We start from the raw sequence: 14,359 nt of genomic DNA on the forward strand, positions 1-14,359 counted from the left end.
TGAAATGACACGCCTCCCAGCCACTGGCGCGGCTCGCAACAGTGGAGAAACCAACCGGCCCGCGCCCGCGTGCGTGCGGACCGGACGACAAGCCGCTCCCGGAAATCTCTGCGGCACAGCGAGGATAGGCGGGCGGAATACTGTATGCAATACTCCTTCACTTCCTCCTGTACGCGAGTCCACACGCCGCGATCGAGCGCCGCGGAACCGCCGGGGCGCGCATGAACACCTTCTGCGTGGACACTGGACACGCCAGGCGAATCTGCATACAGTATCCAGCCTCCCCCAACGAGAGGAGCCCTCGTGAAGATCGCAGTCCTCGGAGCCGGTGCGATCGGCGCGTACGTCGGGGCGGCACTGCACCGGGGTGGCGCCGAGGTGCACCTGATCGCCCGAGGTGAGCACCTGCGGGCCATGCAGGCCAACGGAGTCCAGGTGAAGAGCCCGCGCGGTGACTTCACCGCGCGGCCGCACGCTACGGACGACCCGACCGAGATCGGCCCGGTCGACTACGTGTTCCTGGGGTTGAAGGCCCATTCCTACCCGTCCTGCGGATCGCTCATCGAGCCTCTGCTCGCCGACCACACCGCCGTCGTGGCCGGCCAGAACGGCATTCCGTGGTGGTACTTCCACCGGCTGACCGGGCCCTACGAGGGCCGGCGGGTCGAGGCGGTTGACCCGGGCGGCGCGACCAGCGCCGTGCTGCCGCCGGAGCGCGCCATCGGCTGCGTCGTCTACCCCGCCACCGTCATCGAAGCCCCCGGGGTGATCCGGCACCTGGAGGGCACCCGGTTCTCCCTCGGGGAGCCGGCGGGCCACATCTCAGCACGCTGCACGGCGCTGAGCGAGGCCATGGTCGCCGGCGGACTGAAGGCGCCGGTCGAACCGAACCTGCGCGACGACATCTGGATCAAGCTGATGGGCAACGTAGCGTTCAACCCGCTCAGTGCCCTCACCAGAGCCACGATGGTCGAGATGTGCCGGCACCGCGGAACGCGGCGACTGGTCACCCAGTTGATGGAGGAGACCCTCGACATCGCGGCCAGGGTCGGCAGCACGCCGGACATATCGATCGAGAAGCGGCTGCGCGGCGCCGAGGGCGTCGGGCACCACAAGACCTCGATGCTCCAGGACCTGGAGGCCGGCAAGCCGCTCGAGCTCGACGCCGTCGTGACGGCGGTGGTGGAGATCGCCGACATCACCGGCGCCGAGGCGCCCACACTGCGTTCCATCCACGCGGCCACGGATCTGCTGGCCCGATGCGGCGCGGAGGACACACCGGGGGATCGCGTCACGCCCGAGTCCGTGCCGACGTGAATCTGCGGCCGGGGCGTCCTCACCCCACGGATCGCCTCGGTCGGCAGCACATTCCCAGCCAGTTATTGGTATGTGACGCTCTTTACGGAACGCATGAACCTCATCCAGACACCCACTGCGGCCCAGGCCCTCGAGCTTCTGCTGACGGGCAACCAACGCTTCGTCGACGGCGTCCCGCAGCACCCGAACCAGGACGCCGCCCGCCGGGCCGCTCTCGCCCCCGTCCAGCACCCGTTCGCCGTGCTCTTCGGCTGTTCCGACTCCCGGCTCGCGGCCGAGATCATCTTCGATCGCGGGCTGGGAGACCTCTTCGTGGTGCGCACAGCGGGCCACGTGATGGGACCCGAAGTGCTCGGCAGCATCGAGTACGGGGTGAGCCAACTCGGCTGCCCCCTTGTGGTGGTGCTCGGGCACGACTCGTGCGGTGCGATCCGTGCCGCCCGTGCGGCACTGGAGGACGGCACGGCCCCGCCCGGATACGTGCGCGATGTCGTCGAACGGGTCACGCCCAGCGTGCTGGCCGCCCGCGCCGCGGGGCTCAGCGCGGAGCGCGACATGGTGGACGAGCACGTACGGCACACGGTGGACCTGCTGCTGGACCGCTCTCCAGCGCTCGCCGGGCCGGTCGCCGGCGGCCGGGCGGCGATCGTCGGCCTCTCCTACCAGCTGCACGACGGACGGGCCCGGCTGGTCACCAGCCGCGGCCTGGACGGCATGGCCGCCGATTCCGCGTCCCGCACGGACATCGACGCACCGGCGGGCAGCGTCGGCTGAGGCGGCGGACACCGCGCGCGCCGGCCCTTCGCCCGTCGCCACCGCGCGCGCCGGCCCTTCGCCCGTCGCCACCGCGCGCGCCGGCCCTTCGCCCGTCGCCACGGCGGGCGAAGGGCCGGGAGGGCGCTCGGCGGAAGGACCCACCCGGGAGCCGGCCGTCGCCGGCCGCCGGGTCGTACACGCCACCGCCTCGTCCCCCGTCACCACGACGGAAGCGAGGCGGTGTGCTGAGCTGTGGAACGGCCAGGCGGCCGCGGGCGGTCGCCCCGGCTCCCCCGCTGCCAGGCGGCCTGCCCGGGTGGCTCTCCGCCCCACGTCGTCGCCGTTGGCGACCGGCCGGCGACCGGCATCGGCCCCCGTGGCGCCTCCTCACCGCCGGCGGTGCCGGACACGCCCCTCACGCGGGGCGTCCGGCACCGCCGGCGGACGGAGGCGGGACCGGCGGGGACGGAGGCCGCCGGTCAGCCGGTGCCCGGCCGGCCGATGCGCTGCACCGCGGCGATGACCACGGGGACCAGTCCCTCCGCTCCCGCGTCGACCAGCTCCGACAGCCGGGCGCGCATCCTCGGGTCCCAGAACCTGCCGATGTGTCCCGCGACCGCCTCGGCGGCCTGCTCCTCCGGCAGGTGCTGGAAGGCCGCGGCGATGGCGTTCGCCATCCGGCACTCCGGTGGCACGGTGACGGTCATCTCACTCCACCACCGCGAGTCGCTCGTCCTGGACGGACTCGGCGTCGTGCCGGTCGAGCGGGCGGGCGAGCCCGACCTGCACGGCCGTCACCTTGTACTCGGGGCAGTTGGTCGCCCAGTCCGAGTTCTCCGTGGTCACCACGTTGGCACCGGTCACGGGATGGTGGAACGTGGTGTAGACGACCCCCGGCGGCATCCGGTCGGACACGCGGGCCCGCAGCGTCGTCTCCCCGACGCGGCTGGCCAGCCTCACCATGTCACCGTCGCCGATGCCGCGGACCTCCGCGTCGTGCGGGTGCAGCTCCAGGATGTCCTCGGGGTGCCAGGCCACGTTGCCGGTACGGCGGGTCTGCGCCCCGACGTTGTACTGGCTGAGGATCCGTCCCGTGGTGAGGACCAGCGGGAAGCGCGAGGTCGTCCGCTCGTTCGTCGGCACATACGCGGTGACCATGAAGCGCCCCTTGCCGCGGACGAACTCGTCGACGTGCATGGTCGGTGTGCCTTCCGGCGCCTCCTCGTTGCATGGCCACTGGACGCTGCCCAGCTTGTCCAGCACCTCATAGGAAATGCCCCGGAAGGTCGGCGTGACCTGGGCGATCTCGTCCATGATCTGGCTGGGGTGGTCGTATGCCATGGGGTAGCCCATGGCGGTGGCGATCTCGCAGACGATCTGCCACTCGTGCTTGCCCGTCTTCGGCTTCATCACCGCGCGCACCCGGTTGACCCGGCGTTCCGCGTTGGTGAAGGTGCCGTCCTTCTCCAGGAAGGACGCGCCCGGCAGGAAGACGTGCGCGAACTTGGCCGTCTCGTTGAGGAAGAGGTCCTGCACCACCACCAGTTCCATGGCCTCCAGCGCCGCGGTGACGTGCTGAAGGTTCGGGTCGGACTGGGCGATGTCCTCGCCATGGACGAACAGGCCCCGGAAGGACCCGCCGATCGCCTCGTCGAACATGTTCGGGATCCGCAGTCCGGGCTCGGCGAGGATCGTGCGGCCCCACAGCTCCTCGAACACGGTGCGCACCGCGTCGTCGGACACGTGGCGGTAGCCGCTGAGCTCGTGCGGGAAGGAGCCCATGTCGCACGAGCCCTGTACGTTGTTCTGGCCGCGCAGCGGATTGACACCGACGCCGTCGCGACCGATATTGCCGCACGCCATCGCGAGGTTCGCCATCCCCATGACCATGGTGGAGCCCTGGCTGTGCTCGGTGACACCGAGGCCGTAGTAGATGGCCCCGTTGGGCGCCTGCGCGTACAGCCGGGCGGCGGCCCTCAGCTCCTCGGCCGGCACACCGGTGATCGGCTCGGTGGCCTCCGGGCTGTTCTCCGGGCGGGCGACGAACTCCGCCCACTCGTCGAACCCTTCGCACCGTGCCGTCACGAAAGACCTGTCGACCAGGTCCTCGGTGACCACCACGTGCGCCATGGCATTGATGACGGCGACGTTCGTGCTCGGCTTGAGCTGCAGGTGGTGCGCGGCCTCGATATGCGGCGAGCGCACCAGGTCGATGCGGCGCGGGTCGATCACGATGAGTTTCGCGCCCTCGCGCAGCCGGCGCTTCATCCGGGAGCCGAACACCGGGTGGGCGTCGGTGGGGTTGGCTCCGATCGTCATGATCACGTCGGCCTGTGCCACCGAGCGGAAGTCCTGCGTACCGGCCGACTCGCCGAAGGTCTGCTTCAGCCCGTAGCCGGTCGGGGAGTGGCAGACCCGGGCGCACGTGTCGACGTTGTTGTTGCCGAAGGCCGCGCGGACCATCTTCTGGACGACGTAGACCTCTTCGTTCGTGCACCGGGATGACGAGATGGCACCGATCGAGCCGGGGCCGTACCGCTCCTGGATCCCGCGCAGCTTCGTGGCGACGGTGCGGATGGCCTCGTCCCACTCGACCTCGCGCCACGGATCGGTGATCTTCTCGCGCACCATGGGCTTGAGGACCCGGTCGGGGTGGGTGGCGTATCCGAAGGCGAAACGGCCCTTGACGCAGGAGTGGCCCTCGTTCGCGTGACCGTCCTTGTAGGGCACCATCCGGACCAGTTCGTCACCGCGCAGCTCGGCCTTGAAGGAGCAGCCGACGCCGCAGTACGCGCAGGTCGTGATCACCGAACGGGACGGCATGCCGAGTTCGACGACCGACCGCTCCTGGAGCGTCGCCGTCGGGCAGGCCTGGACGCATGCCCCGCACGAGACGCACTCGGAGTCCAGGAACGACTCCCCGGCGCCCGGTGAGACCTTGGAGTCGAACCCGCGGCCCTCGATGGTCAGCGCGAAGGTGCCCTGCACCTCATCGCACGCGCGGACGCAGCGGGAGCAGACGATGCACTTGGACGGATCGAAGTCGAAGTGCGGGTTGCTCCGGTCGGGTTGGGCGTCGAGGTGGTTCTCGCCCTCGTACCCGTACCGGACCTGGCGCAGCCCGACGACGCCGGCCATGTCCTGCAGCTCGCAGTCGCCATTGGCCGAGCAGGTGAGGCAGTCCAGCGGATGGTCGGAGATGTACAGCTCCATGACGCCCTGGCGGAGCTTCTCCACCTTGGGCGTCTGGCTCCGCACCCGCATCCCTTCCGCGACCGGCGTGGTGCAGGACGCCGGGGTTCCCCTGCGGCCGTCGATCTCCACGACGCACAGCCGGCAGGATCCGAACGGCTCGAGGCTGTCCGTGGCGCACAGCTTGGGGATGTCGATGCCGGCGAGCGCTGCCGCGCGCATCACCGAGGTGCCCTCCGGCACCTTGACGGCCAGTCCGTCCACTTCGACCGACACCGTCGCCTCACCGGACCGGGCCGGGGTGCCGAAGTCGGGTTCCTTGAGAAGTGTCATGCCGTGCCCTCCGTCCTCGGGCCGCCCGTCTGCGCGGGCTGGGCCGCTCCGCGTGCGTCGCGGGCGAGGAAGTCGTCAGAGAAGTGTGTGATGGCGCTGCGCACCGGCATCGGGGTCAACCCGCCCATGGCGCACAGGGAGCCCTCGGTCATCGTCTCGCAGAGGTCTTCGAGCAGCGCGAGGTTGTCGTCGCGTTCCTCGCCCGCCACGATCCGGTCGATCACCTCGACGCCCCGCACCGAACCGATCCGGCACGGCGTGCACTTGCCGCACGACTCCAGCGCGCAGAACTCCATCGCGAAGCGCGCCTGTGCGGCCATGTCCACGGTGTCGTCGAAGACCACGATGCCGCCGTGGCCGACCATCGCGCCGGCCTCAGCGAACGCCTCGTAGTCCATCGGCAGGTCGAACATCGACGTCGGCAGGTAGGCGCCCAGCGGCCCCCCGACCTGCACCGCGCGCACCGGGCGTCCGGAGAGCGTGCCGCCGCCGTAGTCCTCGATCAGCTCGCGCAGGGTGACCCCGAACGCCGTCTCCACGATGCCGCCGCGCGCGATGTTGCCGCCGAGCTGGAAGACCTGCGTGCCGCGCGAGCGGTCCACGCCGAGGTCCTGGTACGCCTTGGCGCCGTTCGCGAGGATCACCGGCACGGTGGCGAGGGTGAGGACGTTGTTGACCACGGTCGGCTTGCCGAAGAGCCCCTGCAGCGCGGGGATGGGCGGCTTCGCGCGGACCACGCCGCGCTTGCCCTCCAGGCTCTCCAGCATGGAGGTCTCCTCGCCGCAGATGTACGCGCCGGCGCCAACCCTGACGTGCAGGTCGAAGGAGAGCTCCGAGCCGAGGATCCGCTCGCCGAGCCAGTTGTTCTCGCGCGCGATCTCGATCGCCGAGCGCATCATGGCCACCGCGTCCGGGTATTCCGACCGGATGTAGATGTAGCCCTCGCGCGCGCCGACCGCGTGCGCGGCGATCGTCATGCCTTCGATGAGCATGAACGGATCGCCCTCCATGACCATGCGGTCCGCGAAGGTCCCGCTGTCGCCCTCGTCGGCGTTGCAGCAGACGAACTTCAGCTCGTCGCCGCAGTCCAGCACGGTCTTCCACTTGATGCCGGCCGGGAAGCCCGCGCCGCCCCGGCCGCGCAGGCCGGACTCGGTGACCGCGGCGACGACGTCGGCGGGCGGGAGCTGCAGCGCCGAGCGCAGCCCGGCGAGGCCACCATGACGGAGGTAGTCCTCCGTGGAGAGCGGGTCGGTGATCCCGACCCTGGAGAACGTGACCCGCGTCTGGCGGGCCAGCCACGGGAGTTCGTCCACGACACCGAGGCGCAGCGGATGGTCCGCCCCGTCGAGCATGCCCGCGGCGAGGAGGCCCTCCACGTCGGAGGGGGCCACCGGCCCGTAGCCGACGCGGCCGCCGGGAGTCACCACCTCGACGAGCGGTTCCAGCCAGAGCATGCCGCGCGACCCGTTGCGCACCACATCGACCGGCCGGTCCTGAGCGGCGGCGGCCCGTTGAACGGCGGCCGCGACCGCGTCCGCACCGACGGACCGGGCCGCCGAGTCGCGGGGGACGTACACCGTCACCGGAGAGTTTGAAGCCACTGTCACGATGAGACCGCCTCGTCAAGCATCGAGCGCAGGCGATCCGCGCTCACTCGCCCGTACACCTCGCCGTTCACCTGGACGGACGGCCCCAGCGCGCAGTTGCCGAGGCAGAAGACCTGTTCCGCGGTGACCGAACCGTCCGCGGTCGTCTCCCCCGGCGTGATGCCCACGTGGTCGCGGACGCAGGCGACCAGGTCGTCGGCACCGAGCGCCTGACAGGCTTCGGCACGGCAGATTCGCACCGTCGTGCGGCCCGCCGGCTCGCGGCGGAAGTCGTGGTAGAAGGAGACCACACCGTGCACGTCCGCCCGGGACAGGTTGAGCTCCTGGGCGAGCAGCGGAACGGCCTCGTGCGGCACGTGGCCGAGTTCGGCCTGGATGGCGTGCAATATCGGCAGCAGCGGGCCGCGTTGGCCGCGATGGGCGGCCACGATCGCCCTGATCGTGGCTTCCGTCGTCGCTTCACTCACGCTCGTCGTCATGAGCGCTCCCACTCTCTGCCGCGAGCTCCTCACCACTGCCGCAGGCTTTTGGTTTGACACACATACAACCCCTTCGACCCTCCTCGTGCGGATGCGCAGGGGCGATCACCGACAAGCACAGCCGCCTCGTCGTACCGGTCGTTCCGTCGATAACAAACAGCCCCTCAGCATAGTCATATACACACAACTTGAATACAGTCTTCACTTCTGCCATTGCGCCTGCTCAGGTGCCCACTACGCGTGCGCGCCGGCCTTCACGGGCCGGACGGTCGCACCCGGGACCGGCAGTGCGGCCAACCACGGCAGGACCGTTCCGAGCACGGTGTCGAGCCCGCTGCCGTCCGGCCCGAGCATGGCGCACGCCGGGACCAGGACGGGGTCGGCACTGACGGTGGAGGTCGCGCTGCCGCGCGGGCCGGCCCCGTCCGGCCGGGCAGGCACGAAGAGGCCGGGGGCGTCCGCCGGGACCAGCCAGAACGTCAGCCCGTCGCGCGCGCCGGCCGGCCGGGATGACCAGACGTAGCTGTCGGCCTCCCCCGCCCCGACCACATCCCGCTTACGTGCGCGCAGCGCCACCACGCCCCCCGCGCACGTCGCCGCGGAACGGAACCGGGCAGCCGCGACGCCCGCCTCGCCCTCGCCGGCCTCCGCCAGGGCGAGCGTGCTCAGGTGACGCCCCGCGGCGATCTCGCGGCGCACCCAGGGAATGCCGTACGCCTCGATGATGGCGACGGCCGCGTAGTGGGACCTGAGCACGGCGCCGGTCGCCGGGCAGGCCCGGGACACCTCGGTCACCACCTCGGCGGCCTCCGCCAGACCGAGACCGCCGCCGCCGACATCGGCGGAGACGGTGAGCGACAGCAGGCCGGCACGGCCCAGCGCGGCCACCGAGGCGCGGGGGAACTTCTCGCGTCCACCGGCCAGTTCGGCGCAAGGCTCGATCACGCGGCTCAGAACGGAGGAGAGCGCGGTGCGGTACGACATGGGCATCCCCCTGAAGTCTCTGCAGGAAACGGCTATGCGCCCGATCTGATCTTCAGTAATTGCATACAGTATCCCATCCCTCGGCCTCAGGCCACCCTCTGGCGGGCGGCGGGTCAGCCGCACAACGGGCGCGGTCGCACCCCGTCCCGCCGCCATGAGCGGCAACTGGTCGCACCCTCCGGCAAAAAACCTCGTGCACACGCCTGGACATCCGCCGCCCGATGCGCACTATGGTCTCTCATTGCATACAGTATTCGTTGCTTGTATGCAGCAAGGGCCGTCCTCAAGGGGAGGCACGCCCTGGAAGCAGGAACCGAAGGGCTGATGGACACCATGTCTGACGGTACGTCCGATCTTGTCTCCGGTGGTCACTGTGTGGCCGAGGCGTTGAGGCTCCGCGACCCTCGTCCGCTTCGGCCTGCCCGTTGTCGGCAGCAACGTCCCGACGAACCGGTTCCGTTGCGGCCGGGGGGCGGAGCCCGACCAGGCACCCGAGCGATCGGCCATCCCTCGCGGTGCCCCACGAGGGGCCGCGCGGATGCCCGGCGGCTACGGCGAGCAGGTCCGCGCCCCGGACCGCATCGGCCCGGTGCCGCGCAGCGTCCGCGAGTCCGGCGAGGCGTCGCCGACCAACGTCTTGATCGACTGAGACGCCCGCGCCCCCACAACCACGAACCAGACCACGGACAAGTGAGGTGACCACCGTGACGACCAAAGCGCTCGACGGAGTGCGCGTCCTCGATATGACGCACGTTCAGTCCGGGCCCTCCGCCACCCAGCTCCTCGCGTGGCTGGGCGCGGACGTCATCAAGCTGGAGGCACCCACCGGCGACATCACCCGTCGCCAGCTCAGGGACCTCCCCGACGTCGACAGCCTCTACTTCACGATGCTCAACTGCAACAAGCGGAGCATCACCCTCAATACCAAGACGGAACGCGGCAAGGAGCTCCTCACCGAGCTGATCCGCCGCTCCGACGTCATGGTGGAGAACTTCGGGCCCGGCGCGGTCGACCGGATGGGCTTCACCTGGGACCGTATCCGCGAGATCAACCCCCGCATCATCTACGCCTCCATCAAAGGCTTCGGCGAGGGCCCGTACACGAAGTTCAAGGCGTACGAGGTCGTGGCGCAGGCCATGGGCGGCTCGATGGCGACCACCGGTTTCGAGGACGGCCCGCCCACTGCGACCGGCGCCCAGATCGGCGACTCCGGCACCGGCGTGCACACCGTCGCCGCCATCCTCGCGGCCCTCTACCAACGCACCCGCACCGGGCGCGGCCAGCGGGTCAACGTCGCCATGCAGCACTCGGTGCTGAACCTGTGCCGGGTCAAGCTGCGTGACCAGCAGCGGCTGGCCCACGGCCCGCTGGCCGAGTACCCGAACGAGGACTTCGGCGACGAGGTGCCGCGTTCGGGCAACGCCTCCGGCGGCGGTCAGCCCGGTTGGGCCGTCAAGTGCGCGCCCGGCGGCCCCAACGACTACGTCTACGTCATCGTGCAGCCCGTCGGCTGGAAGCCGATCACCGAGCTCATCGGCCGGCCGGAACTGGCCGACGACCCCGAGTGGGCCACCCCCGAGGCGCGACTGCCGAAGCTCAACAAGATGTTCCAGCTGATCGAGGAGTGGTCCAGCACCCTGCCCAAGTGGAAGGTGCTGGAGGCGCTCAACGCCCACGACATTCCCTGCGGGCCGATCCTCTCCACCAAGGAGATCATCGAGGACGAGTCCCTGGCCACCAACGGCATGGTCGTCGAGGTCGAGCACCCCGAGCGCGGCAGGTTCACCACCGTGGGCTCTCCCCTGAAGCTCTCCGACTCCCCCGTGGAGATCACCAGCTCGCCCCTGCTCGGCGAGCACAACGAAGAGGTGTACATCGGCGAGCTCGGGCTCGGCGACGAGGAAGTACGACTGCTCAAGGCGAACGGAGTGATCTGACTGATGGCGTATGACACAGCGGCCGTACGCGAGGTGCTGGACGCCGCCCGCGCGGAGGGGCGCACGGCCCTGACCGCGCCCGAGGGCAAGCGGATCACCGACGCCTACGGCATCCCGACGCCCGGCGAGGGGCTGGCGACCACCTGCGACGAGGCGGTGGCCCTGGCCGACCGCATCGGCTTTCCCGTCGCCATGAAGATCGTCTCTCCGGAGATCCTGCACAAGACGGACGCGGGCGGGGTGCGGATCGGCGTGTCCTCCGCATCCGAGGTGCGCAGCGCCTTCACCGAGATCGTCGAGAACGCCAAGGCCTACGACCCCAAGGCGACCATCACCGGCGTGCAGGTGCAGCAGATGGTGCCCGCGGGTCAGGAGGTGCTGGTCGGCTCGGTCACGGACCCGACGTTCGGCAAGGTCGTCGCCTTCGGCCTCGGCGGCGTCCTGGTGGAGGTGCTGAAGGACATCACGTTCCGGCTGGCCCCCGCGACGCGCGACGACGCCCTGTCGATGCTCGACGGCATCAAGGCCGCTGAGGTGCTGCGGGGCGTGCGCGGCGGCGCGGCGGCGGACCGGGACGCGCTCGCCGACCTCATCGTGAGCGTCTCCCAACTCGCCGCTGATTTCCCGGAGATCGCCGAGATCGACCTCAACCCCGTGTTCGCATCCGCCGACGGCGTCATGGCCGCTGATGTCCGCATCCTGCTCAGCGAGGGGCAGCCGGCCGAGCGGCGCCGCCACTCGCGCGAGGAGATCCTCACCTCGATGCGCCGGCTGATGCAGCCTCAGTCGATCGCCGTCATCGGCGCGTCCAACGAACAGGGCAAAATCGGCAATTCGGTGATGCGCAACCTCATCGACGGCGGATTCCCCGGAGAGATCCACCCGGTGAACCCCAAGGCCGATGACATTCTGGGCCGGAAGGCGTACAAGACTGTGATGGACGTGCCGGGCGAGGTCGATGTGGCGGTGTTCGCCATTCCGGCCAAGTTCGTGCCCGTGGCCCTCGAGGAGGTCGGCCGCCGGGGCATCCCCAACGCCGTCCTCATCCCCTCCGGCTTCGCCGAGACCGGCGAGCACGAACTCCAGCAGCGGATCGTCGAGATCGCCGAGGAGCACGGCGTACGGATGCTGGGGCCGAACATCTACGGCTACTACTCGCCGTGGCAGGACCTGTGCGCCACCTTCTGCACCCCGTACGACGTGAAGGGCCCGGTCGCCCTCTCCTCCCAGTCCGGCGGCATCGGCATGGCGATCCTCGGGTTCGCCCGGACCACCAAGACCGGTGTGTCGGCGATTGTCGGGCTCGGCAACAAGTCGGACGTCGACGAGGACGACCTGCTCACCTACTTCGGCGAGGACCCCAACACCCAGTGCATCGCCATGCACCTGGAGGACCTCAAGGACGGCCGCGCCTTCGTCGAGGCGGCGCGCGAGACCACTCGCAAGAAGCCGATCGTGGTGCTCAAGGCGGGCCGCACGGCCGCGGGCGCGAAGGCCGCCGGCTCGCACACGGGCGCCCTCGCCGGCGACGACGCCGTCTACGACGACATCCTGCGGCAGGCCGGGGTGATCAGGGCGCCGGGCCTGAACGAGATGCTGGAGTACGCGCGAGCGCTGCCGGTGCTCCCCACTCCGCAGGGCGACAACGTCGTGATCATCACGGGTGCGGGCGGCTCGGGCGTGCTGCTGTCCGACGCGATCGTGGACAACGGCCTGTCGCTCATGGAGATCCCGCCGGACCTTGACGAGGCGTTCCGCAAGCACATCCCGCCCTTCGGCGCGGCGGGCAACCCGGTGGACATCACCGGCGGCGAGCCCCCGTCGACGTACGAGGCAACGATCCGGCTGGGTCTTGAGGACCCGCGCATCCACGCGCTGGTGCTCGGCTACTGGCACACGATCGTCACCCCGCCGATGGTCTTCGCCGAGCTGACCGCCCGGATCGTCGAGGAGTTCCGGGCCAAGGGCGTCCACAAGCCGGTCGTCGCGTCGCTCGCGGGCGACACCGAGGTCGAGACGGCGTCGGCGTACCTCTTCGAGCGCGGCGTCGTCGCCTACCCGTACACCACGGAGAAGCCGGTGGCGGCGCTGGGCGCCAAGTACCGCTGGGCACGGGCGGCGGGCCTGCTGCCCTCGCAACCGGATGGAGGCCGCCGATGACGTGAGACGCAGGGGCGAGTCCCACCGGAGGCCTCGGGCCTTCCGAGCACGAAGAGAACCGGACAGGGGGCGCTGGCCAGGCTCTTTCGACGCAAGGGGTTCGACATGACAACAACCGACGTCCCAACGTCCGTCGCCTACAGGGAGGTGACGGACCGCAACGGGCGGACATACCGGATGGGTGAGTCCGACCGGGACATCATGGGCCGGCCGCGCTGGACCATGGTCCTCTACCCATGGATCGCCATGATGGGCATCTCCTCCGCGGAGTATGCCTTCACCTCCGCGGAGGACACCCTCCACGAGGCCCATCTGTGGTCCAGCGGGCACATCTTCTGGCTGATGGGTGTCTGGGTGTTCTTCCAGGCGGCCGTCGCCTTCCCCGCCGGGCAGCTGCGCGAGAGCGGCCGGCTGCCCGCCCGGAACGCCATGATGCTGGGCGCGCTGGGCACCTTCCTCGGCTATCTGTCGCTGGCCTTCGCCCCGAACGTGATCTTCGCGTACATCGGGTTCGGCATGTTCAGCGGCATCGGCGCCGGTCTCGTCTACGCGACCAGCGTCAACATGGTCGGCAAGTGGTATCCGGAACGCAAGGGCGGCAAGACCGGGCTGGTCAACGGCGGCTTCGCGTACGGCTCCGTGCCGTTCGTCTTCCTCTTCACCTCCTATCTGGACCTGAGCAACTATCAGGTCGTTCTGGTCTCCGTCGGCGTGATCTGCTGCCTGGCGGTCGCGATCTCCGGCTGGTTCTTCAAGGACCCGCCGAAGAACTGGTGGCCGGAGCACGTGGACCCGCTCAAGGCCCCGACCGACCCGCGTATCCTGCGGGCGCTGGAGAAGAACCCGCCGGCCGTGAAGCAGTACACGCCGAGGGAGGCGGCGCGTACACCGGTGCTGTGGATGATGTGGTTCTGCCTGCTGTGCACGGCCGGCATCAACATCTTCGGCATCGCCTTCCAGGTGCCGTTCGGCAAGGACATGGGCTTCGCGGGCGGGATCGTGGCCACCGCGATGTCGCTCAAGGCGATCGTGAACGGGACCGGCCGAGGCGTGATCGGCTGGATCTCGGACCGCTACGGGCGGCGCAACACGCTCATCATCGTGTGCCTGGTGCTCGGCTCGGCCCAGTTCGGCGTGCTCGTCTCGGGCTCGATGGGCAACATGCCGTTCTTCCTGTTCTGCTCGATGGTCTCGGGCTTCGGCGGCGGCGCGATCTTCCCGCTGTTCGCCGCCATGACCGCGGACTACTTCGGGGAGAACAACAACGCCACCAACTACGGCATGGTCTACAGCTCGAAGCTGATCTCCGGCCTGGTCGGATCGGGCATGGGCGCGGTCGTGGTCTCCGCGTGGGACTACGAGGGCGCGTTCGTCCTGGCCGGGTCCATCGGTCTGGCCTCGGCCGTGCTCGCGCTGTTCCTGCGAGCGCCTGGGCGGCCCCGCATCCGGGGGATCGAGCCGAACCCGCAGCCCATCAGCCGCGAGGCGGTGTAACAGAGCCCAGGAAGACCCCCTTCCCTGCACGACGCCGGTTCCGGCCCGCTCCCTGCGGGCCGGGGCCGGCTTCCGCCTGTCCCCGGCCCGGCCGTGG

At 70.0% G+C, this 14,359-nt stretch carries 10 protein-coding genes; 5 read left to right on the plus strand and 5 right to left on the minus strand.

Annotation, left to right across the window (positions count from 1 at the left end; translation table 11 throughout):
* Positions 1-303 precede the first annotated feature (303 nt).
* Together ACY34J_RS06160 and ACY34J_RS06165 are read left to right on the plus strand one after the other, a co-directional pair.
* Positions 304-1,317, plus strand: a complete 1,014-nt coding sequence (locus ACY34J_RS06160) for a 2-dehydropantoate 2-reductase (protein WP_462725613.1) — start codon at positions 304-306, stop codon at positions 1,315-1,317.
* Positions 1,318-1,410: 93 nt separating this feature from the next.
* Positions 1,411-2,091, plus strand: coding sequence for a carbonic anhydrase (locus ACY34J_RS06165; protein ID WP_462725614.1), 681 nt, complete (start codon positions 1,411-1,413; stop codon positions 2,089-2,091).
* Between the two features lie 461 nt (positions 2,092-2,552).
* Here ACY34J_RS06165 and ACY34J_RS06170 read toward each other — a convergent pair whose 3' ends face one another.
* From ACY34J_RS06170 to ACY34J_RS06190, 5 genes are all read right to left on the minus strand, one after another.
* Positions 2,553-2,780: a formate dehydrogenase subunit delta gene (locus ACY34J_RS06170; RefSeq protein WP_462725615.1), complete on the minus strand. Its 228-nt coding sequence runs from the start codon at positions 2,778-2,780 to the stop codon at positions 2,553-2,555.
* Between the two features lies 1 nt (position 2,781).
* Positions 2,782-5,598, minus strand: coding sequence for a formate dehydrogenase subunit alpha (gene fdhF / locus ACY34J_RS06175; protein WP_462725616.1), 2,817 nt, complete (start codon positions 5,596-5,598; stop codon positions 2,782-2,784).
* Positions 5,595-7,208: a formate dehydrogenase beta subunit gene (locus tag ACY34J_RS06180; RefSeq protein ID WP_462725617.1), complete on the minus strand. Its 1,614-nt coding sequence runs from the start codon at positions 7,206-7,208 to the stop codon at positions 5,595-5,597. The genes fdhF and ACY34J_RS06180 overlap by 4 nt, the downstream gene beginning before the upstream one ends.
* On the minus strand, positions 7,205-7,687 hold the full coding sequence (locus ACY34J_RS06185; RefSeq protein ID WP_462725618.1) for a formate dehydrogenase subunit gamma: 483 nt from the start codon (positions 7,685-7,687) through the stop codon (positions 7,205-7,207). The genes ACY34J_RS06180 and ACY34J_RS06185 overlap by 4 nt, the downstream gene beginning before the upstream one ends.
* A 234-nt stretch (positions 7,688-7,921) precedes the next feature.
* A complete protein-coding gene (locus ACY34J_RS06190; RefSeq protein ID WP_462725619.1) occupies positions 7,922-8,671 on the minus strand; it encodes an acyl-CoA dehydrogenase family protein in 750 nt (249 codons plus the stop codon).
* 704 nt (positions 8,672-9,375) lie between these two features.
* Between ACY34J_RS06190 and frc the strand changes: the two genes are divergently transcribed.
* From frc to ACY34J_RS06205, 3 genes are all read left to right on the plus strand, one after another.
* On the plus strand, positions 9,376-10,608 hold the full coding sequence (gene frc, locus ACY34J_RS06195) for a formyl-CoA transferase (RefSeq protein ID WP_462725620.1): 1,233 nt from the start codon (positions 9,376-9,378) through the stop codon (positions 10,606-10,608).
* A 3-nt stretch (positions 10,609-10,611) separates the two neighbouring features.
* Positions 10,612-12,768, plus strand: a complete 2,157-nt coding sequence (locus ACY34J_RS06200) for an acetate--CoA ligase family protein (RefSeq protein ID WP_462725621.1) — start codon at positions 10,612-10,614, stop codon at positions 12,766-12,768.
* A gap of 105 nt (positions 12,769-12,873) precedes the next feature.
* A complete protein-coding gene (locus tag ACY34J_RS06205) occupies positions 12,874-14,262 on the plus strand; it encodes an OFA family MFS transporter (protein WP_462725622.1) in 1,389 nt (462 codons plus the stop codon).
* Positions 14,263-14,359 lie beyond the last annotated feature (97 nt).

The organism is Streptomyces sp. HSS9-12 (genome assembly GCF_054963655.1).

What these genes read in the sequence shown, in the direction of transcription:
- ACY34J_RS06165 (WP_462725614.1), top strand. Translation starts at nt 1,411, where the DNA reads ATGAACCTCATCCAGACACCCACTGCGGCCCAGGCCCTCGAGCTTCTG.
- ACY34J_RS06170 (WP_462725615.1), bottom strand. Translation starts at nt 2,780, where the DNA reads ATGACCGTCACCGTGCCACCGGAGTGCCGGATGGCGAACGCCATCGCC.
- fdhF (WP_462725616.1), bottom strand. Translation starts at nt 5,598, where the DNA reads ATGACACTTCTCAAGGAACCCGACTTCGGCACCCCGGCCCGGTCCGGT.
- ACY34J_RS06185 (WP_462725618.1), bottom strand. Translation starts at nt 7,687, where the DNA reads ATGACGACGAGCGTGAGTGAAGCGACGACGGAAGCCACGATCAGGGCG.
- ACY34J_RS06190 (WP_462725619.1), bottom strand. Translation starts at nt 8,671, where the DNA reads ATGTCGTACCGCACCGCGCTCTCCTCCGTTCTGAGCCGCGTGATCGAG.
- ACY34J_RS06200 (WP_462725621.1), top strand. Translation starts at nt 10,612, where the DNA reads ATGGCGTATGACACAGCGGCCGTACGCGAGGTGCTGGACGCCGCCCGC.
- ACY34J_RS06205 (WP_462725622.1), top strand. Translation starts at nt 12,874, where the DNA reads ATGACAACAACCGACGTCCCAACGTCCGTCGCCTACAGGGAGGTGACG.